Here is a 24,016-nt window from a genome sequence, read left to right as displayed (position 1 = left end):
TATTATTTCTGTTGCCGGGGCAGGGTCCGCTATGTTTTTAATAAGGGAGAGTAATGTGTTATCCTGCCGCATTTCCATAAAAATCCGGCCAATTTTATGATGTATTGTTAAAAAATTAGGGGAGTTTCTAAGAAATCGTTCTATTTTATGCTGCGCAGGTATTCCGAAGGTGAGATGCCGAATTCGTTCCTGAAATTAATGGTAAACCTTTTTGGTGAATTAAAGCCTACACTATAAGCCACTTCGGCAATTTGCATCTGGCTTTTTTCCAGAAGCTGCCTGCCCCGTTTCAGGCGAATGGTGCGGATAAACTCAGCCGGTCCTTTTCCGGTGATGCTCATCAGCTTTTTATATAAATGGCTTCTGCTGAGCCCGATCTCGCTGCCCAGTTCCTCTACGGAAAATTCCGGGTCGGCGATATGTTCTTCTACCGCTTTTATGGCTTTTTCGATTAGTTGCTGATCCAGGGAGGTGATGGTAATTTCACCGGGAGAGATATCGATCTTCTGACTGAATGAAAGATGGCATTTTTCCGTCCACTCCAGGAACTTGCGGATACGCAGTTTCAGCAGGTTAAAATTGAACGGTTTGGTCAGGTAATCATCGGCACCCGTTTCCAGTCCCTTTATTTCATATTCTTCGGCTGTACGGGCGGTGAGCAGGATCACGGGAATATGGGACCATCGTATGTTCGTCTTGATGCGGTTGCAAAGCGCAATACCGTCCATAACAGGCATCATCACATCGCTTACCACTACATTAACGTCGTGTTTTTCCAGCTGTGTCATTGCTTCTCTGCCGTTAGTGGCAAGCAGTACGGTATAGTCGTCCGACAGGCTGTCGGCCATGAACCCGCATAGATCCTTATTGTCGTCAACGAACAGCAGTACCGGGCATTCGGGCCGGTCTTGCATGTCTACCTGTTCTGCAATGTCATCGGCAGAAACTTCTTCGGGGCTCAGTTCTTCCGTCTCCCCGGTTTCGGTTACCGGGAGCGTAAAGGTGAACGTACTGCCCTGCGGGATGTTGTCTTTTACGGTAATGGTGCCGCCGTGCATACGGATATATTCGCTTACGATATGAAGGCCGATACCACTGCCTGTCCTTTCCTGCAATTGCAGCCCCTGGTAAAACCGTTCAAAGATGTGTTCTTTATGGCTATCCCCAATACCCGGGCCGGAGTCCGAAACATCGACGCATACATGGTCTTCTTCCCAGTATACACGGACATCGATCTCACCTCCTTCCTGTGTGAATTTGAAGGCGTTGGAAAGCAGGTTCAGCATTATCTTCTGCACTTTATCCGGATCGAACTGCATGGAAAGTTTTTTTAGCTCCCCGGAAAAGGAAAAATTGATATGACGATCAACGGCATAAACATGGAAGGGGGCACATACTTCTTCCATAAAAGCCACGAAATTACCTTGGCGCAAGTGCAAGGATTCGGCATCTGTGTCGAGCTTACGGAAATCGAGCAAAGAATTGATCAGCGACAGCAATTGTTCTGCATTTTTGTTTACCGTGGTCAGTTTTTTGCGTAACCCCATTTCCAATTCCTGGTTTAATATGGCCTGTAACGGGGTGGTGATAAGGGTAAGCGGGGTGCGAAGATCGTGGCTTATGTTCGTAAAGAACCTGAGCTTCATTTCGTTGAGACTGGCTTCCTGCTTACGTCTCAATTGTATCCTTTGCTGTTCGAATTTGTTGCGGTGATGTTTCCTGGTCCGGTAAACAATAAACGAGATAAAACCGATTGCCAATACGGCATATAAAGCAATTGCCCATCCCGACAGGTAAAAGGGCGGGATAACCGTGATATTCAGTACCGAGGCCTCGTTATTCCACACGCCATCACTGTTACTGGCTTTGACGAAGAGCCTGTAACTGCCGGGTGCCAGGGAGGAAAACACAATTTTATGGTCTTTTGTGTAGAGCCATTGTGTGTCAAATCCTTCCAGCTTGTAGGCATATTTTACCTTGTCGGCATGGAGCAGGTCACCGGTAGTGAACTGTATGGAGATCTGTTTATCGTTGTGCCGGAAGGTCAACGAGTCGGTTTGCTCCATAGGGTGTTTCAGCAGCTTATTTCCTTTATAGAGCGAATCTACCTTAACGCTGCTGTTCCCGACGCTCAGCCCCGTAAAGATCACCCGGGCCGGAGGCTGGTTTTTTTCGGCCATTTTGTTCGGGTTCACAACGGTCAGTCCTTCAACTCCGCCCAAAAGAATATCTCCGTTGCGGAGTTTATAAATGGCGTTATTATTAAAATGGTTGTCCTTGAACCCGTCTTTGGAAGAGAAATTCCTGTAACTGACTTTCGTAACACCCCGGCTATCGCGTTCGGTGGAAAGAACGGACAGGCCATTACTCGTGGTTACCCAAATATTCCGGTGATTATCTTCAATAATACCCTGGACGAGGTTATCGGTAAGGCCGGTGTCTTTACCCAGGAAATAGAGCGTATCTTTCTTCAGATCCCATAATGTCAGTCCTTCCGGGTGCCCCAGCCAGATATTGTCTTTCGAATCTTTATACACATTGGATATCAGCATTTTATTGAAATGCTGCGTCCCCCCGTGGTTTCCCGTATGGATAACATGGCTTCCGGTGGTGATATCGACGACATAGAGCCCGTAGACCGTACCGATGTACAGTTTGTCCCCGTTGTCGTAATACATATCCATCGGGTGTTTCGTCTCTTCGCACACCGTGGCGAGGGCATTCATGTTCCCTTCCTCATGGCGCAGGCATTGTATCCCTCCGCCCAGGGAGCCTATCCATAAATTTCCATACCGGTCTTCCACCAAACTCCAGATATTGTCGCCTGCCAGCCCGCTGTTATCCTTGGTGAAGTGACTGAATTTTCCGTTCTCATAGCAAAAAAGGCCGTCCATATAGGTTCCGATCCATATCCGTCCTTTACGGTCTTCCAGTAAAGAAACGATAACACCGCTTTGCAGCGGTAGTTTCCTGATCTTATCTTCTTTGGTTTTCTCTTTCAGAAACAACCCTTTTCCGTCTGTGCCCAGCCAGATATTGCCTTGTCGGTCTTCCAATATGACGCTGACATTCCGGCAATCCGGGTCTTCTTCATTCAAGATATTGCGAAAGCTATGGTGATAATAAGAAATGCCTTTCTTGTTATGGCCCGTCCATATAATTCCGTTGTCATCTTTATACAGGCACGCGATATTATTGGATGCGACCGAAGAATTTATGGCCGGGTCTTCCGACAGATTGGTCAGCGCTCCGGTAGCCCGGTCATATACAAACAACCCGTCGTGGTCGGTACCTATCCAGATGCGGCCGTTCTCATCGTCCAGCATATTTAATACTCTATTGCGGCGGGACCCGCTAACGGAACTCAACAGCAATTCCTTCCAATCCGAATCCGGGCTTTTCCGGTAGTAGATCAGGTCGGTTCTGCCGGACAGCAGCCATAACCCGCCGCGGCTATCGGCATATATTTTGTTGTACCATTCCGGTTTTGTGATATGTTTTAATTCAAATACCGCCTGGTTACCGGTGTGTTTATCCATCTGCCACAAAAATCCCGGTTTCAGCATGCCATACAAAGTGTTCCCGTTATCACTTAACCCGGCGGTTACCACTTCATCCACCCGCACTTTGATGTTGAAGGTCTTCAGGGCCTTTTTACGGGTATCGTACAAGTATGCTTTTTGTCCGCTCAATATCCACAGGTCCTTTTTCCTGTCTACGTAAACTTTGTAATTGCGGTTTACGGTAATACCCAGATCCTTCAAAAAGCCGGGGACATCCGTAATGAAATTGTCCTTGTCGCGGTTATACACCATATAGGTGTAACTCCTGACCCAGATATTACCCAGGCCGTCTTCCTGCAATTCCCAGATGTTATTTGCGGACATTGTGCCGGGCTCATCGGGCCTTGCGGTGTAGGTCTTAAATCCGTAGCCATCATAGCGGTTTAATCCCGATGCCGTTCCCACCCATAAAAACCCGTAGCTGTCTTTTAGAATAGCGTTGACATGGCTGTTGGAAAGTCCGTCCCCGGTGGTCAAGTGATGGAATATGTAGGGAGATTGTGCTGTTGCCTGAATGGTAACCATCAGACTCAGAACAAGTATGCCGAATATTTTAACAAATGCTCTCATCACCTCGCCTCATTGAAAAAACAGGGGCCGCCTAAGATATAAAAAATGTAACAATTACAATTTTATGGTTTGCTGTTTCCCGTCATAATCTACCTGTTTTCCCTGATTGGTGTATTGAAATGGCCTGGGGTCTTCCCTGCTCACCGGAACAATGATGAATTTCCGGTCCCTGAGCATTCCGTCAAATGTTCCTTTTCGCTCTCCGATGGTGAGGGTTCCCTCTGCGTCATTATAATTAAAAGAGATGGTTGAATAATCTCCTTTTTCGTAATTGTAGTTTACCCCTTCGTCTTCATACAGTGTAAAATTGCCGTTTTGCCCCCGGTAGACATACAGCACAATGGTTTCTGCCGGTTTCTCATCGCTGTACTGTATATCAGGACCGACCGGGATGATAGCCCCTTCGCGGATGTATAACGGAATACGGTCATAGGGTGCATCCACCTTTAACCGCTGTCCTCCTTCTATGGATTGCCCTGTGTAGAGATCGTACCAGTTTGTTCCTTCCGGAAAATAAACTTCCCGGCTCCGGGCCTGGTATTTATAAACGGGACATACCATAAATGAAGGGCCAAACATAAACTGGTCACTTATATTTTCTACCTTTTTGTCCTGCCCGAAATCCATGACCAATGGGCGCATTATGGTATAGTCTTCAAAATAGGTCATTCCGGCCAGGGTATAGATATAAGGCATCAACCGGTAGCGCAAACGGGTATAGTACAAAATGGCATCGTATGCCGGGTGCCCCTTCGGGGCGATATGCCAGGGCTCGCGATACGGGAACTGCCCGTGTGCCCGGTACAGGGGGGCAAAAGCGCCAAACTGATACCACCGGGCATTGAGTTCGCGCCATTCCTTCAGGTCGGCATTTTCCTTTCCGCTTCTGTCGTATTCGAGTTGTGCATCGACATAGCGGCTTTCCACGCAAAAGCCCCCGATATCCATGGTCCAGTAGGGGATGCCGCTCATGGCAAAATTGAGGCCGGCAGAGATCTGGGCTTTCATATCTTCCCAGCGGGTGGCAATATCACCACTCCACGTAGCTGTGGAATATCTTTGTAACCCGGCAAAACCTGAACGGGTCAACAGGAAAACACGTTTATCGGGGTCGACACCGCGTTGTCCTTCATAAATCGCTTCTGCATTCATCAGTGCATAAGCGTTAAAATATTCCGTGGAAGAGCCCAGGGCCGTAGGGCCGGAAAGGGCTTTGCGGTATTCCATATCCGTACAGTCGAGTATATTCGGTTCGCTGGCATCCATCCACCACGCATCTATGCCCAATGGGTAGTAATGTTCATATATCTGGTTCCAGAACAGCTTCCGGGCACCGGGAGCATAGGCATCGTAGAATGAGCCTACGTACCCGGGGCCTACCCAGTCCCGGATGCTGTCTTTCACGGCCTGCCGGTACATCCAACCTTTATTGTCAAACTCCTTGTAGTGTTCTGTTGTTGTATAGAACTTGGGCCATACGGAGATCATCATTTTTCCGTGCATGGCATGGATGGAATCTACCATGGCTTTCGGGTCCGGGAAACGGTTTTTATCAAATTCATGGCTTCCCCAGGCATCTTCGGGCCAGTGGTTCCAGTCGAGGACAATATTGTCGATCGGAATTTTGCGGTCCCGGAATTCTTGGAGTGTACCCAGTATTTCGTCCTGGGTTTTATATCGTTCCCGGCTTTGCCAGAAGCCCATGGCCCATTTGGGCATGATCCGGGATTTTCCGGTCAGTGTCCGGTAACCCTCGATGATCTCGTCCATGGATTCGCCATACACAAAGTAGTAATCCAATTTCTTATTCATTTCGCTCCACCACACCTGGCTGTTCTGTTCTTCTTCTTCCAGGGGCGGCTGCACCCTTAGGCCCAGGTACGATTTTCCCCCGTCGGGTTTCCACTCGATGCGCAACGGTACCTTTTTACCGGCTTCCAGGTCGAACGTAAATTTATAGCTGTTCGGGTTCCAGGCGGTCCGCCAGCGTTCGGGCACCACCAATTCGTCGTTCATATAGACCTTGACATACCCGGCATAATACAGGATAAACCGGTAGGTACCGTTATGCGGTGCCTCTATGGCACCTTCGTAGGTTACATCGGCATCTTTTAAGGGGAAATTTTCAGGTAAATTCCTTATGCCCTTTATGTCCTCAAAGTAAAGAGACTCTTCTTTGCGTTCCAGTCTCGGTCTTTCCGGGGCAGGGGATACGTAGGTGCCTGTTAACCCGCCCTGTTGCCCTTCTTTATCATATAATGTAAATGTTTCATTCAATTGCCTGTACTCCCGGCTGTCACCAAAACGGCTTAAGGAATAGCTGTCCCACAGGAGGCCGTAGTTTTTGTTGGAAATCACAAAAGGTACGGATACCTTGGTGTTGTACTGGAACAGCTCTTCGCTCTTGCCCTTATAATTGAACTCATCGGACTGGTGCTGCCCCAGGCCGTAAAAGGCTTCGTCGTCAGGAGATTCGAACAGCTGCCTTATCGAGTAGCCTTTTGTATTGCCTGCTTCAATGGGCGTAAATGACCTGCCCCCACCTTGCTTTTCGGCCAGTATTACCTTGCCGGCTTTATCTTTGAACCGTGTACCGCCATCCGATTTGGATACTGCTGCTTTCAGTTTTGCCGTGCTCAGGGTGATGGAATCACCGGTATCGTCTATGGTGAAAGGAACTGTCCGGAGCCCCGGGACAATGATCAGGCTGGAATCCCGGGGAAATTCCTTTTCGGGGGTAGCGGAAACATGGATCAGTTCTTCCCCCAACACCTGCAAACGAACCTTTCGGGTCCCGGTTTCCTGTTGTTGTTTTACATTGATAATTACACCGTCATCAGTCTTTTGATAAGGAGATTCGGCACATGCAGCAAAGATCAACGGTACCAATAAATTCAATAGTTTCTTTGGGTTTTTCATCTGGTATCGGAAAGGGATTCAACAAAATATTCAGGCTTCAAATCTCTGATAAAAAAATGCATGGGCAGGGTCCTTATGTTTCTAAATGGGGGGTGTTATGAATTTTATGAACCAAGGGAGGTTTAAATCGAATTCACATTATGGTTAGGGAAGAAAACGTAAAAAACAGCACGCCACCTTGATGAATACGTAGTTTATTTAGGCCATCCGACTCTTTCCAAGTCTCAAAACAGGAGCGATCAAGTAGTCAAATCAGCCAAGAGCTGCAAATCCTCTAAAAACTGGTTCGAGATTTGTATCGTTGGGTCCACCCGACTGGACAAGTCCAAAGTTGTATAATTTGTCCAGTTTGCAGCCAATTGGAAAAAGTTTAAACGAGTTCATTGATTAAAGGGATTCTCTATATCTTGTTTTCAGTTTTTCTTTTAGGAGGTTTTTTCTTTAGAGATTCTTCCTTTTTCAAGTCGTTTAAGAACAGTAAAAGTGGAATGGATTGTTCGATTGCAGACCCTGTAGGCCAACTGCAAAAAAACAAAATCCCGTTTCTTTCGAAAGGCGGGATTTTTTTATTGGAATGACTTTAACAAGGAGGGAAGCCTGCCCGGTCCTTTTATTTAATTTTAAGCTGGGATTTAAACGTTTGTCTGATGGTGGGTAACGGCCTGTTCTTTCCAGTGCAAAATACTATAAACCAACACATTAAAAGTTAATTTTTTTTCTATTATTAAAGAATACGTTAAAAAAACTTATATTAGATGTGAATTACAATACTCCAAACCCAACAAACCATAACCATGAACCAAAATTTAACAAAAAACGAATGTAAACAGGCTATTGAGGCCTGGAAACTCAGCAAAGCCGATTATTCTGAAATTAAAAATTTAATTAGTCCGACCTCCGTATTTCATTTTGATCGTAAATCTTGTGACTGGGTAAATAAACACAATAAAAATAAGCGTTTTTACACTTATATCGGAGTACATGACGCGCAACTTGTTTTAATTGTTGTGCCATTGGATAAAAAGGGAAAAGAGGAAGACCTTTCTTCTTATCTGGCAATTCCTTTGACCCCCCTGGATAAAGACCTGATCTTATTAGAAAAAGAGGAAACCGTATCGGTTAAAAAGATTACGCTGTCTAAACATCTTAAAATTAAATCTGTATGCGAAGAGGTGGAATTACCTGTATATAACGAACCTGCCATTACCGAAAGTATTTCCCTGAGTGAAGTTGAACAATGGAAAGACCAGTGTCTGGACTGGTTTTATCATGAATGTACGGATTATAAAGGAAAAAGAATTTTCAATACATTCACCGTTCCGTTTGCCGATTTAATTGAGGGTATCGAGGATCATGGGGTTATATGCCTTTTTGCATTGAAAAATTCAGACATTTATAACAGGCTGATACCTGTTCTGATTTTTGTTGCCGTTAATAGTACCACTATGCAAGGTCAGATGATGAGGTCAACAATTAATGCCCGGGGCGCCGAAACGGTTAGCAATACGTACGATTGGTCGCGGCCCTGCCCGCCATTTTGCAGGGAACCACCAGACGAAGATCTTTTTAGCTAACCCAACATATTAAAATGTATTTTTATTACGGCACCCTGATCCTCTCCAATAGCTTATTGATCATTGCGTTTTTACTTGGGGGTGCAAAACTATCCGCGCTACATAAAGAAGGCAAATGGTATATCTGTTATTTAGGCTTTATTGTTGGTGTAGAGTTACTGACAGAAATACTGATCTTGGCTTATGTCCAAAACACCGGTTTTATATATCCGTTTTATGCAGGGGGCGAATTTTTTCTGCTGATAAGTATGTTTGTGGTGGCACAAAGGCTTAGCTATAAATGGTATATCCCCATCGGATTAATAACTATTTTTATCTTTGTGGAAGCGGCTACGTTATGGTTTAACAACCAAAATGTAACGGCAGGTTACGGAAAAGTATTTTCGCATTTATCCATAGCGTGTTTTGCCGGTTACACTTTGATCAGAGGGTTAAGGCATTTTGAAAAAGAAAACCGGTTTTTGACCATTTACGGGTGCCTGTTCCTGTATTACCTGAGTTCTTTGTTCCTTTTTTTATTATTGCATCAACTGACGGACCTAAACCCACAAAGCGCATCTGTGGTGTGGGGGATGAATAATATATTATCATCTGTTCTCTATGGAGTATCGTGTTATATTTTTCTACGATTAAAGAAATAACCTTAAATACCACCTATATAGTCCTCATGATCGTTGCATTGACAATGATCATAACCTTTTCATTACTTGCTTACAGGGCCTTTGTCAAGAAAATAATGAAAGAGAGGAATTTGCAATACCAACAGGAGATCAAACATCAAAAAGATATTTTAAAGCAACAGGTCGAGGTTCAGGAAAGTGAAAGAGAACGCATTGCTGTTCTGCTACACGACGATGTTGGTAACAGGCTGAATATATTGTCCGTATGGCTAAATAACCCTGATACGTGGGATAGTGAACGGACAAAAAAGATCATTAGTAGCCAGATCCCTGAATTGATAGACACCACAAGAAATATTTCTCATTCTTTATATCCGGTAAACCTGGAACGCTTTGGGCTTATACTCACCATAGAAGAATTAATAGCCAATATAGAATTGTCCTTATCTGTGCGATTGATCCTCAGGCACGAATACACCCAAAAAGATATTGTGTTTGAATTACAGCTCTACCGGATAATCCAGGAATTCACCAGCAATGTCATAAAACATTCCAAAACCACGGAAATGCTTATCCATCTCAGGGATTCGGCAGATCTGCTATGCGTGATCCTTTCCGATAACGGAATTGGTTTTAAGATCGATTCTTCAGAAAGGGGGATGGGACTCAGAAATATAGCATTGCGGATAAAGGCCCTGAACGCCTCATACAAATGGAAAAGCAGAAAAAACAACGGGTGCCGGCTAATAATTGTAATACCTAAACCATCATGAGTATACCGATCAAAATTGCTTTAATAGACGACGAATCTTTATTCCTGGAGGGATTAACAGCGCTATTATCCAACCTGAAGGAAATATCTGTTGTCTTAACTGCAGAGGACGGCAGTGAATTCCTGATGCAATTGTCCAATACTTCTGCTGAGAATTTTCCGGAAGTGGTACTCGTTGATATTCAGATGAAACCCATAAACGGGTTTGAGCTGGTAGAAAAATTAAAAGAAGAATATCCCGATCTGAAAATTATAATTCTTTCTTCGCACTATAAGAATACCATGTTCGGGCATATGATAAAGATGGGGGTTTCTGCTTTTATACCAAAACATTCTAGCAGGGAAGAGCTTTTTAGAGTTATAGATTCCGTTTATAAGACAGGTGTTTTCTTCACTCCAAAAGATCATCAGATGCTTGTAGATTATGTGAGGAACAAATCTAAAAAACCTGGCCTCGGCCCTGTCGATAGCCTGTCCGATAGGGAAATAGAGGTTATAAAGCTCATTTGTTCGGAATTTACAAACCAGGAAATTGCCGATAAACTCTTTATCAGTAAGCGTACTGTGGAAAGCCACAGGCAGAGGATATTGGAAAAGATCGGCGCTAAAAACACGGTTGGGCTTGTGGTCTATGCCATAGCTAACGAGATCTATATCCCTGCTCAACACTTCGGTTCCGTATAAATACGGAAAATACAATTTGGTAATTTCTACTCTAAAATCCTTGATTTTCATATTATTACTTTGTGCGGGTTCATTTTGATGGAGCTTCAAATCAAATTGTGAACTCATGATGCCATCTGAAAAATCAACAACGATCCTCCACACAAGGAAATTAAAAGAATAAGGACATGGTGCATTTAACTTTGCGATCAGTCATAGAATGCATAACGGCGGCGTATCACCAATATATCATAAATACTCCGGGAAATATAGTTCGTGAAACTGCCGATAATGGAGACGTGACCATTCAGTGTGCCATCAAGGGGCCTCAGTTTAATTGTAGTTTTGCAGACAACCAAATGAGCAGGAATGAGATGGATGACTTGCGAAGATGGTGTATTGCGCATCCCGGTGGCCCCGGCAATGGGAGCTTTAGTTTTAGAGAAGGACATCCGATCCATACAAATGACATTAATATAACACTGATCAGCACAGACCTGAGGATGTTTAATTTTTACATTTATTTATATTGATAAGTAACAGGGCCAAAAACATCAAAAAAGGGTATAAGGTGTTTAATTGCAGGCCCTTTTTCAGTACAAAAGAGGGCATATCAAAATTTTAGTCTTTTGATATGGCCGTATGATCTTACCCCATCAGGGAAAAATATGAACGATCTTAATGAGTGTTTAAAACCAGCTTGTGGATCAGTAGTTTGGATGCATTAGTCTTCAGTCTTGTCTGTGTTTTCCGGAATAACCAGTTGTTTGGCATCACGGGGATGGACGATGACAGCAATAAAACGAACTTTTGATGTATCGCTCAGATTGCGTCCTATTTCGTGCAGGATCATGGTGGGCTCATAGAACGCATCTCCTGCCCTGAGCGTTTGCAATGGTTTGCCTTCTACCTTAAATTCGAGCGCCCCTTCCAGGACATAGCCATATACTGCCCCGGGATGCCGGTGGGGAACAGCTCCTCCTCCGGGGCCGTAAGTAACATCGAGCGTAGAGCTCCTCATCAGTTTTCCGTCGACTTTTTCTGCAATATCGATGGCAGATACCACTTTAATGATCGGCATATTTTTATCCATTTGATCCTGCTGTGCCGAAACAGTTGTGCAGCTGATGATACAAAATACTAAGAACGGAATAGTGTGAAAAAAGTTTTTCATGGTTTTTGTTTTAAAGTGTTATACATTTTATTTGAGATATCCGAATACTTCAACAGATATCCTTTGGGTTTGTAATACATAACAAAGGTATTTTGCGTTTAGCAGAAAAAACTTAAACTAGTTAAAGAAAACCTTTTACTTCTTAGACAGTCCCTTGATTTATTCAAATATTCAGGAGGCAAGCCTAAAGGCGACTTATGAATATTGGGCAATACATGATCTGCAAAATGGTAAATGACCGGATAACCAGGGGTTTTTAGTTGAAATAAGATGATATGAAGCGGGAAAAATATTGATAAATCAACATCTTAATATTTAGAAAAGGAAAAGACCGGGCTTAAACAAGGATGTCGGGCTTTTTAAAGTAAAATCGGGCCGTAGTTGTGTCCTTGTATCCAAAATAGATGTGAGGATTTTTTAGGATGTCGTTTTGAGGTAAGGCTGCAAGGTTAATGACTTCAGTTGTTTTTCTGAAAATCTCTGAAGCCTGTTCCGCTTTATTCCTGGGGTTCTTCCGGAATTTTAAACGTAATTACAGGCCTCATGGCATGATTTACCAGGTCCTCGCTGATACTGCCGTTAAAAAAGTGGGCAAGCCCTTTACGCCCGTGAGTGCTGAGACTGATGATACGGGCTCCCGCAGCCCTGGCAAAATGGATGATGCCGTGTTCAATGGTCTGATCATTATAGATGTTTAGCGTGTATTTTTGAGGCGTTCCGTTCTTTATGAACAGGTTCATCCTGTTTTCGGCTTCGCGTGTGGTGACAAAGTTATTGGGAGTATTTACAAAAAGCAGATGCAAGGTAGCTCCGAACTTTTCGGCAAAACTTATGGCTTTTTTGTAGGGTTCTGCAGTTTCCGGAGAGAAATCCGAAGCGAAGACCATGCTTTCGATATCCGTAAGGTCTGTCCGCGACTTTACGGTGAATACCGGAACTTCGGCGGTGCGTACCACCTTTTCCGTATTAGACCCGACAAACATTTCCTTAAGCCCCGATGCTCCGCCCGATCCCATGACGATCATATCTATGGCATTGGTCTCCACAGCCTGTGATATGCCATATGGTATGCTGTCAGATTCAACGGTTTCATGCACTGTAATTCCCTTGAGGTAAGGTTTGTCAATAAAGAATTCGAATTTCTGGTGGGCCAGTTTCATGAAGAATATGGCTTCCGGAAGCTCTCCCGTTTCGCTGGTGGCCATAGGAATGGGGAGGTCCAGTATATGCAAAAGGTATATCTCCGAACCGAATTTCCTGGCAAATTGGGCTGCTGCATCCAGTGCGAATTCCGCTTCGTCGGAAAAATCGGTGGGGACCAAAATACGTTTCATGGTTGCGAAGATTTATAGTTGGCCTATTAAAGGTACGAAAAAATGAGTGGAATTAAAAGTTATCGCCAAATCGGGGAATAGGCTTGATACCGGGTGAAAAATGCCCCCGGATGGATCGGGGTTTGCAGATGTTGATAGAAGATTGACGCGGATTACGGGGAGAATATAACATCTCAAATCATTACCAGTTATCGCAAATCACTATAAATTACTACAAATGACTGCAAATCACCGGGAATCGTTCCGGGCTTAAAGATGCTGTGTCTCCGGATTTGTAAATATATTCATACCAGACCCTGTATTTAATACCTCTTTTGAGAAATATTTTATTACATTTGATCTACTAACCTAATTTACATGATTACACACATTCAAGGCAGATTAGTAGAGAAGAACCCTACCGATGTAGTCATAGATTGTAATGGAGTGGGCTATTATTTGAATATTTCCCTGCACACCTATTCCAGGATACCCGATACGGAACAATTAAAGCTCTATACCCATCTCCATATCAGGGAGGATGGGCATACCTTGTTTGGCTTTGCCGATAAGGCGGAGCGCGATGTCTTCCGGCTTCTGATCTCGGTGTCCGGGATCGGCACCAGTACGGCCCGTACCATGCTCTCTTCCCTGACCCCCGTTCAGGTCAGGGATGCCATAGCAGCCAACGATGTTGCAGCTATACAGAGTGTTAAAGGTATAGGGGCCAAGACCGCACAGCGTGTTATACTGGACCTTAAAGACAAGGTGCTGAAAATATACGGAATGGAAGAAACCTCAGTAGGCCAGGGTGGTACAGGCAGGGAAGAGGCATTATCGGCATTGGAAGTCCTGGGCTTTGCCCGGAAACAATCCGAGAAAGTTGTTGATAAAATTGTCAAGGGATCACAAGATTTAAGTGTAGAAGACATCATCAAAAACGCGCTTAAAATGCTATAGTAAATTTTGAAAACAATTACCAACCTACAAAAAACATATACACCGTTAAGAGTTTTTTTATGGCCCCTTTTCTTACTCTGTGCGACGGCTGCTTTTGCACAGGAAGAAACAGGAACCCAATCACAGGACTCTGTACAGGCCGGGAGTGTCCCGGGAGAAATAAGGTTGAAAGACCCGGAAAGTATTTCTTCCAAATACACCTACGACCCGGTCATGGATATGTATGTCTACTCACAATCCATAGACGGGTTCGATATAGACCATCCTATTATCCTTACCCCGGAAGAATTCAGGGAACTCGAACGGAAAGAGAGCATGAAGCGCTACTTCAAGCAAAAAATGGATGCCATTTCCGGGCAAAAAGAAGGCAGTGAAGAAGCACAGAAAGACCTTTTGCCCGATTTCTATGTCAATTCCGGCTTTTTCGAATCCATTTTCGGCGGTTCCAATATCGATATTATTCCCCAGGGATCCGTAGCCGTGGACCTCGGTATACTGTATAATAGAAATGACAACCCTTCCTTCTCTCCGAGGAACAGAAGTACCATTACCTTTGATTTCGACCAGAGGATAAGCATGAGCCTTTTGGGTAAAGTTGGCGAAAAACTGTCTGTTACGGCCAATTACGATACCCAGGCCACCTATGATTTTCAGAATCTCATAAAACTCGAATACACCCCTACCGAAGACGATATCATCCGCAAGATCGAAGTGGGTAACGTAAGCATGCCCCTCAACAGTTCGCTGATCACCGGGGCTCAAAGCCTGTTTGGGGTCAAGACCGAATTGCAGTTTGGGAAGACCAGGGTCACCGGGGTGTTTTCCGAACAACGTTCAGAGACCAGGTCCGTAGTGGCACAAGGAGGAGGGACCGTAGAGGATTTTGAACTTTTTGCCCTCGATTATGATGAAGACCGCCACTTTTTCCTCTCGCATTTTTTCAGGGACCAGTATGATGATGCCCTTAAAAATTACCCCTTCATCAACAGCCAGGTACAGATCACCAGGATAGAGGTCTGGGTAACCAACCGGGGCCAGCGTACAGAAAATATCAGGAATATTGTGGGGATACAGGATCTCGGGGAGGTCGACCCGCAAAACACCAGGATCAATACCAATGCCCCGACGGGATTTTTCAATGCCGGTACCGGAGGGCTGCTGCCCAGGAACGGGGCCAACGATTATGATCCTAGGGAAATAGGAGGCACAGCCGTGCTTACCCCGCAGATACGCGATGTGGCTACCGTAAAATCCGGTTTCGGGTCCGTAAGCAATATTGTTAACCAGGGTTATGACTATGCCATTCTCGAAAATGCCCAGAAACTGGTGCAGGGAACCGATTTTACCCTGAATGCCCAACTGGGATATATTTCCCTTAACCAGCGGCTCAGCAATGATGAGGTTCTCGCCGTAGCCTACCAGTATACCTATCGCGGACAGGCCTACCAGGTCGGGGAATTTGCCAATGACGGGGTCAATGCTACCGAATACGAAACCGGGCCCAACGGCCAGGTTATTGCCGTAAACAACCAGAGCCTTATAGTGAAACTGCTGAAGAGTAACATCACCAATGTTTCCGACCCGATATGGGACCTGATGATGAAAAATATCTACGCCACCGGAGCCTACCAGCTCAGCCAGGAAGATTTTAAGCTCAATATACTGTATACCGATCCTTCGCCCATAAACTACATAAAACCGGTAGAAGAATCGTCATGGCCTTCCGGGTTACAGGACAGAATACTGCTCGATGTTTTTAATTTCGACCGGCTCAATGCATATAACGACCCGCAAAGCGGCGGTGACGGTTTTTTCGATTACCTTCCGGGGGTGACCATAGCACCGCAGACCGGGCGTATTATCTTTACCAAAGTGGAGCCTTTCGGGGAATTCCTGCACAATGTGCTGGGGGGCGGTAATTACAACCAGCCCGATTCCTATAACCCCAACCAGAAGAAATACGTGTTCCGGAACATGTATAACCTCACCAAGGCGGCTGCACTGGAAGACAGCGATAAGAACAAGTTTCAGTTAAAAGGAAGGTATAAATCCGAGGGTGGGGATGGTATTCCCATCGGGGCCTTTAACGTGCCCCAGGGGTCTGTAAAGGTCACCGCGGGAGGGCGAAGATTACAGGAAGGTATCGATTTTACGGTCAATTATCAGACCGGTACCGTACAGATACTGGACGAAAGCCTCAAGGCGTCCAATGTTCCCATCGAGGTCTCCGTGGAAAACAACGCCATATTCGGAAGGCAGACCCGGAGGTTTGCAGGGGTGAACATTGAACATCAGTTCAGCAAGAACTTTATGCTCGGGGCTACATTGCTCAACATGAGCGAAAAACCGCTTACCCAAAAAGCCAGTTATGGACTGGAGCCCGTAAACAACACCATATTCGGTGTTAACGGAAACTTTTCCACCGAGCTCCCTTTCCTCACCCGCTGGGTAAATAAACTGCCAAACATAGATACCGATGCCCCGTCCAGCCTGTCCGTAAGGGGAGAAGTGGCCTATTTGCTCCCCGGTTCTCCCAAAAACGATAATTTTGACGGGGAGGCCACCGTATATGTAGATGATTTCGAAGGAGCACAAACCCTTATCGATATGCGTGCCCCGCTGGCCTGGTCCCTGGCCAGTACACCCCTGGAGTTTGTGCCGGGAGAACAGTTGTACGGAAGTTCTCCGGACGATCCGGAAAACCTGAAGAACGGGTACGGGCGATCCAAAATGGCCTGGTATACCATAGATCCCATATTTTACACCTCCCAGAAACCTTCCGGTATAAGCAATGACGATGTTTCTACCAACCAGACCCGGAGGATCTATATCGATGAAATATTTCCCGAGGTAGACCTGTCACAAGGGGAGACCACAGTACAATCTACCCTCGATCTGGCCTATTATCCTACGAGAAAAGGGCCGTATAACAACAGTCCCGCTGCCGATTTTGAGAACCTGCCTCCGGAAGAACGCTGGAGTGGTATCATGCGGTCCATCTCCAGTACCAACTTCGAGCAGGGCAATGTAGAATACATACAGTTCTGGGTCATGGACCCCTATGTGGAAGGCGTGGAAGGAACCGGGGAAGGAGAACTGGTATTCAACCTGGGGAATATTTCCGAAGATATACTGAAAGACGGTAAAAAGCAATACGAGAACGGCCTCCCCGGCGTGGGAAGCTCCGACCTGGTGTCCGAGACATCCTGGGGAAAAGTGCCTTCTGCACAATCGCTGGTCTATGCCTTTGATGCGGAAACACAAAACCGGGAACTGCAGGATATAGGTTTCGACGGCCTGGACGATGCGGCCGAGGCAGCCGTCTTTACCAATAACTCCGGACCAGACCCGGCGCTCGACAATTACGAATATTACATCAGTGCCAGTGGTAGTATTCTGGACCGCTACCTCAATTACAACAATCCACAGGGTAATTCACCCGTCAATGTGGGTAACAATAACCGCGGCTCCACCACGGAACCCGATGTGGAAGACGTCAACGGCGATGGTACCATGAATACCATAAACAGCTATTTCGAATACAGGATCCCCATAAAGCCCAATATCCAGCGGTCCGACAAATATGTTTCCGATATCAAGGAAGTAGAGCGCAAAGTGCCGAATAACAGGACGGTGAAAGCCAGGTGGATACAGTTTAAGATCCCCGTAAAGGAATTCGATAATGCCGTTGGAGGTATCACCGATTTCCGGTCTATGAGCTTTATGCGGATGTACCTTACCGGTTTCAGGGATGATGTGGTCCTCCGTTTCGGGACCCTGGACCTTGTAAGGGGCGACTGGAGGGCTTATACCAGGACGTTGCAGGAAGATATCGACAATAATCCCGATGACGACAATACTACCGTAGTGGTGAATACTGTGAACATAGAGGAGAACGAACAGCGTACGCCCATTCCGTACAGGCTTCCTCCGGGAGTTGTGCGCGAGCAGCTTACCAATAACAATATGGTGGTGCGAGAAAACGAACAGTCCCTGTCTTTTGCCGTATGTGGATTGGAATCTGAAGACTCGAGAGGCGTTTACAAAAACGTGGAAATGGATATGCGGCAATACAAGCGCATAAAAATGTTCCTTCATGCCGAGGCCTATAAGAACAACCCGTTGAGAGATGGTGAACTTGTGGCATTCCTGAGGTTGGGGACCGATTTTTCGGGAAATTACTACCAGGTAGAAATTCCCCTGGACGTTACCAGGCCCGGAGCATCGACTTCTGAGGAAGTGTGGCCCGATATTAACAACCTGGATGTACCACTCAGCCTGTTTTCCAAAATAAAATCGGCCGGAATTGCCAATTCCACGCTTTCGGAACTCGTGTTCTACGATGAGGAAGGTAACCAGGTAGAAGAGTTCGCTCCCAGGGAATCCGGTGAGCTCAGGCTTGGGATTAAAGGAAACCCCTCACTGGGAAGCGTACGGGCGATCATGGTAGGGGTGAAAAATGTTTCCGGAAACAGGGTATGCGGTGAAGTGTGGTTCAATGAGCTTCGCCTGGCCGAACTGGACAATAAGGGCGGATGGGCAGCCATAGCCCAGGTCGATGCCAATGTGGCCGATTTTGCCAATATTTCCGCTACCGGAAGTATGAGCACCTCCGGTTTTGGCGCCATAGACCAACGACCAAACGAAAGAAGCAGGGAAGATGTTATACAATACGGCGTAAACACCAATGTAAATGTTGGGCAGCTCCTGCCAAAGAAATGGGGCGTACAGATACCGTTCAATTATACCATTTCAGAGGAGCTCATCACCCCCGAGTTCGATCCGGTCTACGAAGACCTCAAATTGCAGGACAGGATAGATGCTGCAGGTACCCGGGCAGAAAAGAATGCGATAAGAACACGGGCCGAAGACTACACCAAAAGAAGGGGTATTAACCTCATAGGAGTGCGAAAGAACAGGAGCGAAGAACAAAAACAGCGGGTGTATGATATCGAAAACTTTACCTTTAATTATTCCTATAACGAGACGAACCACAGGGATTTTGAAGTTGAAAACCGGCGCGATCAGAGTATCCGTACCGGTTTTACCTACAACTATAATTTTAAGCCCATACAGGTAGAACCCCTCAAAAAATCAGATTCCATACTCCGCAGCAGGTATTGGCAATGGCTCAAGGATTTTAATTTTAACCCGCTTCCTACCAGTATTTCGGTAAATTCCAATATCAGCAGGAGCTTTAACCAGCAGCAGTTTCGGGCCGTGGATGTACAAGGAGTGGACTCCGACAATCAGCTCGGCCTGCCCACTTTGCAACAACGGAATTTCCTTTTCGACTGGCAATACACTGTCAACTATAACCTCACCAAGTCGCTGCGGATGAATTTTACCGCTTCCAATTACAACATCGTCAGGAATTATTACGATAAGGACGAAGATAATAATAACATCATTCGTGATGACCTTAACATATGGGACGGTTTCTGGAATACCGGGGACCCCAACAGGCATACCCAGCAGTTACAGATCAATTACGAACTGCCGTTCAGCAAGATACCTTTCCTCAATTTTATAGAAGCCAACTACACCTACACCGGCGATTTTGACTGGCAGCGTGGAAACGATGTTATAAACGAAATTGCAGGGGGCAATGTTAACACCGTTCAAAATGCTTCTACCCATGTGCTCCAGGCTTCTATGGGAATGGATCGTTTTTACAATTACCTGGGGCTCACGAAAGAAAAGCAGGGCCCAGTAAGAAGACGGGAAGTAAAGCTGCGCCCCGATGGGGAGAATACAGAAGAAGAACCGGAACAAAAAGGTTCCGGCCTGACCGATGCAGGCATAGACCTGCTTACTATGATAAAGCGTATCGATGTGAACTATACGAACAACAGGGGTAAAGTATTGCCCGGATATACCGAATCCGTAGGTTTTATAGGTACGTTGCGGCCCTCATGGGGCTTTGTCTTCGGAAGTCAGGCCGACGTACGTTACGAAGCAGCGCGAAAAGGATGGCTTACACAGTTCCCGGAACTCAACCAGCAATATATGGAGCGAAACAGCAACCAGCTGAACATTACCGCTAACCTGGAACCAACACCGGACCTTACCATAGATCTGGTGGCCAACCGTCAGTATGCCGACAGTTATACCGAAAATTTTGAAGTGACGAAGGACCTGGAGTACAACAGTCTGCTCGGGAACAAATACGGGGACTTTTCCATATCGACCGTACTGATAAAAACAGCCTTCAGTAAAAGTGATGAGGTCAATTCCAAGACTTTTGAAGAGTTCCGGGAAAACCGGCGTACAGTAGCCAACCGCCTTGCCCTGAATCGGGGAATCGATATCACCGATCCGGAGAACCTGGACGAAGAAGGTTATCCCAAAGGCTACGGAAAGAACAATCAGGCCGTGTTACTGCCCGCTTTCCTCGCGGCATATAGCGGTAAAAGTGTAGACAAGATCAGTACCGGGGTATTCCGCGATATCCCTATTCCCAACTGGACGCTCAAGTATACCGGGCTGATGCGGATCGACTGGTTCAAGAACAGGTTCCGGCGCTTTTCCCTGGGGCATGGGTACAGGGCCAGTTATAGTGTGAACTCTTTCCGGACCAACCTGGAATACAGTAAGCAAAATCCGGGCAAGGCGGACCAATCGGGCAATTTTATGAACGAATTGCTTTATACCAATGTTACCCTTGTGGAGCAATTCAATCCCCTGGTCCGTGTGGATTTTGAAATGAAAAACTCCATCAATGTCCAGGCCGAGATCAAGAAAGACCGGGCACTGTCGCTCAGCTTCGACAACAATTTGCTTACCGAGACCACCGGGAAGGAATACATCCTGGGCCTGGGGTATCGGTTTAAGGAAGTGCCCTTTACCACCGGCATCAGCGGAACCCGCCAAACCCTGAAAGGAGATATCAACCTGAAGGCCGATCTCTCCCTGCGCGACAATATTACCATCATAAGGAACCTCGACCTGGACAACAACCAGGTGACATCCGGACAGACTATCTGGAGCATAAGGTTTACGGCCGATTATGCTCTGACCAAAAACTTTACGGCACTGTTCTTCTACGATCATACGTTTTCGGAATATGCAGTTTCTACCGCATATCCGCAGACCACCATACGATCTGGCGTAACACTGCGTTATAATTTCGGAAATTAGAAAGGGTTAGAGGTTGAAGGTAGAAATCCTGACCTTCAACCTGCGACCTGCAACATTGAACTTTTAACGCATTTAAGTTTTGGATTAAAATACTTTAAAAGTTACATTTGTCGCAAAATAATATATAATACGTAACCAAATGAACATACCATCTGAATTAAAGTACACCAAAGACCACGAATGGATCAGGATTGAAGGTGATATTGCTACCGTAGGGATCACCGATTTCGCACAAGGCGAACTGGGAGATATCGTTTATGTAGAAGTAGAGACTTTGGACGAAACCCTGGAAAAGGAAGAGGTTTTTGGTACGGTAGAGGCCGTAAAAACAGTGTCTGACCTGTTTTTGCCCCTTTCCGGAGAGGTCATTGAGTTCAACTCTGCCCTGGAAGAAGAGCCGGAAAAGGTGAACACTGATCCCTATAACGATGGCTGGATGATAAAAATAAAAATAAGCAATCCTTCTGAAGTAGAGGAGTTATTGAGCAGTGAAGCATATAAGGAGCTGGTTGGCGCATAACAGAAAGATCATATTGCTGGTATTGACCGTAGGTTGGATTATCACCATTACGGTCCTGAGCCTCATGCCTCCGTCCGGGCTGCCCGGAATAGGCTTTCCGCATCTGGATAAGATCGTCCACTTTGTATTTTACTATGTTTTCTTTATATTGTGTTACTATGCTTTGAGTAAAGAGACTCCCCCCCTGTCTTCACTTGATAACAGAGCAATGGTCCTGTCTCTTACTTTTGCAATCGTTTATGGTATGATTGTTGAGGTATTACAATATAAGATGGCTTACGGCCGTGCAGGAGATGTTAAGGATGCATTGGCTAACACGACAGGAGTAATATGTGGCATTTTTACGGTTATTCTAATAAAAGCCATAAATAAAACGACAAAAAGGGCAAATTAGTTGCTTTCAATTCAAATAAATAATTAAATTAGCGACCGGTAAAAGAATCGGGAATACCCACACAGCTGTTAAAACATCCGGATAAAGATGTTAAAGTGTGACGGACAAGTATAAGTAAACCAAACGATAAAATTTGAATCAATGGAACCTAAAAAGAATCCAAAAGCCGATCTCACCAGGAATAGTGGCCTCTATTTTGCGATAGGGTTGGCTTTAGTCATGTTTCTTGCCTGGCAGGGTCTGGAGTGGAAAAATTATGAGAAGGACGAGGCATTCAATTATAAAATGGATGTAGATGAAGAACTGGAGGAAGAAATTCCGATAACCGAAATGCTGAAGACACCTCCGCCGCCTCCGCCGCCCCCCGCAGCTCCGGAAATCATCGAAGTAGTGGAAGACGAAGAGGAAGTTGAAGAAACCGTTATAGAGTCTACCGAAACAAGCCAGGATGAGGTGATCGAGGTAGAAGATGTAGTCGAGGTGGAAGAGCCGGTAGATGTGGACGTTCCTTTTGCCGTGATTGAAGATGTACCGGTATTCCCGGGTTGTGAAAATGCCAAGGATAAAAGAGCGTGCTTCCAGGAAATGATGCTGAAGCACATCCGTAAAAACTTCCGATATCCTGAAGTTGCCCAGGAAATGGGGATACAGGGAAGAGTAAGCGTAATGTTTACCATTGATAAAGACGGAAGTATTACCAATGTAAGAATGCGTGGACCGGATAAAAACCTGGAGAAAGAAGCGCAGCGGATTATTAGTAAACTGCCGAAAATGACCCCTGGAAAACAGAGGGGTAGGCCGGTAAGGGTTCCGTTTAGTATTCCGATTACCTTCAAATTGCAATAAAATAATCTCAAAATACATAAAAACCTGTCCGGATCTTTCCGGACAGGTTTTTTTATGTCCTTTTCTCTATCGGTTTATAGGAAGCCCGGAGAGAGATACGGACTGCGGTCATATGTTAAAGTATTCGACAAGAGGGGCCTGGTATGGTTGTTGAACAGGTGAGTTATACACTACGAAGAATGGCACTTCATCTGTGTAGTAATTAACCTTAAACTTTAGTATATGATACCAAAAAAGAATCCAAAAGCCGACCTGGTCCGGAACAGCGGGCTGTTTTTTGCCCTTGGCCTGGCCCTGGTATTATTCCTTTCCTGGAAAGGCCTGGAATGGAAGAAGTACGATAAAACATCATTCATTGCCCAGGGATCTGAGGCAGATGATATTCCCGATGAAATAAATGTCCCTGTTATTGATCTGAACACTCCACCGCCACCGCCACCACCATCTCCTGATGTGATCCCTCCGGATTTTGAACCTGAAGATAACGACACGGAAAAGGAGGAATCCCGGATCTTTCCTACGGAAGACCTCTTTGATGAGCCCATAGATGTGGACGATATACCTGAAACGGAAACTGTTTCTGACGAACCTGTTTCCATTAATCTGGTAGAAAGCGTGCCGGTATTCCCCGGATGCGAGGATGCCGAGGACAAACTGAAATGTTTTCAGGAAAGTATGATCCGCCACGTGCAAAAAAATTTCAGTTATCCCGAATGGGCCAGAGAAAGAGGAGTGGAGGGTAAGGTCTATGTAACCTTCATTATAGATAAAGACGGTAACATTACAGGGGTGAATATGCGCGGCCCCGATAAGAGCCTTGAGAAAGAAGCCGCACGTATCATAGACAAGTTGCCCAAAATGACTCCTGGAAAACAGGGAAACAGGGCCGTTCGCGTTCCTTTTAGTCTTCCCATTACTTTCAGATTGAAATAGAACATAGTAAAATAAGCAGCGAAAAGTGTCATTTTTTGTACAAAAAAATATGTTT

Annotated in this window: 14 protein-coding genes; 10 read left to right on the top strand and 4 right to left on the bottom strand. The window is 45.5% G+C overall.

Annotated elements, in window-relative coordinates; translation table 11 throughout:
* Positions 1-140: 140 nt before the first annotated feature.
* Both KN811_RS10585 and KN811_RS10580 read right to left on the bottom strand, forming a co-directional pair.
* Positions 141-4,133, bottom strand: coding sequence for a hybrid sensor histidine kinase/response regulator transcription factor (locus KN811_RS10585; protein ID WP_187965773.1), 3,993 nt, complete (start codon positions 4,131-4,133; stop codon positions 141-143).
* 54 nt (positions 4,134-4,187) lie between these two features.
* Positions 4,188-7,052: a TIM-barrel domain-containing protein gene (locus KN811_RS10580; protein WP_187965774.1), complete on the bottom strand. Its 2,865-nt coding sequence runs from the start codon at positions 7,050-7,052 to the stop codon at positions 4,188-4,190.
* Positions 7,053-7,846: 794 nt separating this feature from the next.
* On the opposite strand from KN811_RS10580, the gene KN811_RS10575 reads away from it, so the two are divergent.
* The 4 genes from KN811_RS10575 to KN811_RS10560 all read left to right on the top strand — a co-directional run bounded on the left by KN811_RS10575 (position 7,847) and on the right by KN811_RS10560 (position 10,702).
* Complete coding sequence (locus KN811_RS10575; RefSeq protein WP_187965775.1) at positions 7,847-8,626, top strand: hypothetical protein; 780 nt, start codon at positions 7,847-7,849, stop codon at positions 8,624-8,626.
* Positions 8,627-8,640: 14 nt separating this feature from the next.
* Positions 8,641-9,267 carry a hypothetical protein gene (locus KN811_RS10570; protein WP_187965776.1) on the top strand — a complete coding sequence of 209 codons (627 nt, stop codon included), beginning with the start codon at positions 8,641-8,643 and terminating at the stop codon, positions 9,265-9,267.
* A gap of 95 nt (positions 9,268-9,362) precedes the next feature.
* Positions 9,363-10,019, top strand: coding sequence for a sensor histidine kinase (locus KN811_RS10565; protein ID WP_187965777.1), 657 nt, complete (start codon positions 9,363-9,365; stop codon positions 10,017-10,019).
* Positions 10,016-10,702, top strand: coding sequence for a response regulator transcription factor (locus KN811_RS10560; RefSeq protein WP_187965778.1), 687 nt, complete (start codon positions 10,016-10,018; stop codon positions 10,700-10,702). The genes KN811_RS10565 and KN811_RS10560 overlap by 4 nt, the downstream gene beginning before the upstream one ends.
* 703 nt (positions 10,703-11,405) lie before the next feature.
* Here KN811_RS10560 and KN811_RS10555 read toward each other — a convergent pair.
* A complete protein-coding gene (locus KN811_RS10555; RefSeq protein ID WP_187965779.1) occupies positions 11,406-11,855 on the bottom strand; it encodes a cupin domain-containing protein in 450 nt (149 codons plus the stop codon).
* A 497-nt stretch (positions 11,856-12,352) separates the two neighbouring features.
* A complete protein-coding gene (locus tag KN811_RS10550) occupies positions 12,353-13,189 on the bottom strand; it encodes a universal stress protein (protein WP_187965780.1) in 837 nt (278 codons plus the stop codon).
* A 357-nt stretch (positions 13,190-13,546) separates the two neighbouring features.
* Here KN811_RS10550 and ruvA point away from each other — a divergent pair, with 357 nt between their 5' ends.
* The 6 genes from ruvA to KN811_RS10520 all read left to right on the top strand — a co-directional run bounded on the left by ruvA (position 13,547) and on the right by KN811_RS10520 (position 23,961).
* Complete coding sequence (gene ruvA, locus KN811_RS10545) at positions 13,547-14,128, top strand: Holliday junction branch migration protein RuvA (RefSeq protein WP_187965781.1); 582 nt, start codon at positions 13,547-13,549, stop codon at positions 14,126-14,128.
* Between the two features lie 6 nt (positions 14,129-14,134).
* Positions 14,135-21,268, top strand: a complete 7,134-nt coding sequence (gene sov / locus KN811_RS10540) for a T9SS outer membrane translocon Sov/SprA (protein WP_247716465.1) — start codon at positions 14,135-14,137, stop codon at positions 21,266-21,268.
* Between the two features lie 139 nt (positions 21,269-21,407).
* Positions 21,408-21,788 (top strand): glycine cleavage system protein GcvH, encoded by a 381-nt coding sequence (gene gcvH, locus KN811_RS10535; RefSeq protein ID WP_187964192.1) that lies wholly within the window; start codon positions 21,408-21,410, stop codon positions 21,786-21,788.
* Positions 21,778-22,182 carry a VanZ family protein gene (locus KN811_RS10530; RefSeq protein ID WP_187964193.1) on the top strand — a complete coding sequence of 135 codons (405 nt, stop codon included), beginning with the start codon at positions 21,778-21,780 and terminating at the stop codon, positions 22,180-22,182. Before gcvH ends, KN811_RS10530 begins: the two co-directional genes overlap by 11 nt.
* 141 nt (positions 22,183-22,323) lie before the next feature.
* The gene (locus KN811_RS10525; protein WP_187964194.1) at positions 22,324-23,028 is read left to right on the top strand and encodes an energy transducer TonB; all 705 of its coding nucleotides are present in this window, start codon (positions 22,324-22,326) and stop codon (positions 23,026-23,028) included.
* A gap of 222 nt (positions 23,029-23,250) precedes the next feature.
* Positions 23,251-23,961 carry an energy transducer TonB gene (locus KN811_RS10520; RefSeq protein ID WP_187964195.1) on the top strand — a complete coding sequence of 237 codons (711 nt, stop codon included), beginning with the start codon at positions 23,251-23,253 and terminating at the stop codon, positions 23,959-23,961.
* Positions 23,962-24,016 lie beyond the last annotated feature (55 nt).

This window comes from Sinomicrobium weinanense, assembly GCF_018863395.1.
Taxonomy (GTDB): Bacteria; Bacteroidota; Bacteroidia; order Flavobacteriales; family Flavobacteriaceae; genus Sinomicrobium; species Sinomicrobium weinanense.
Note: the sequence above shows the minus strand (reverse complement) of the source record. Positions and strands in the feature narration are given on the sequence as shown.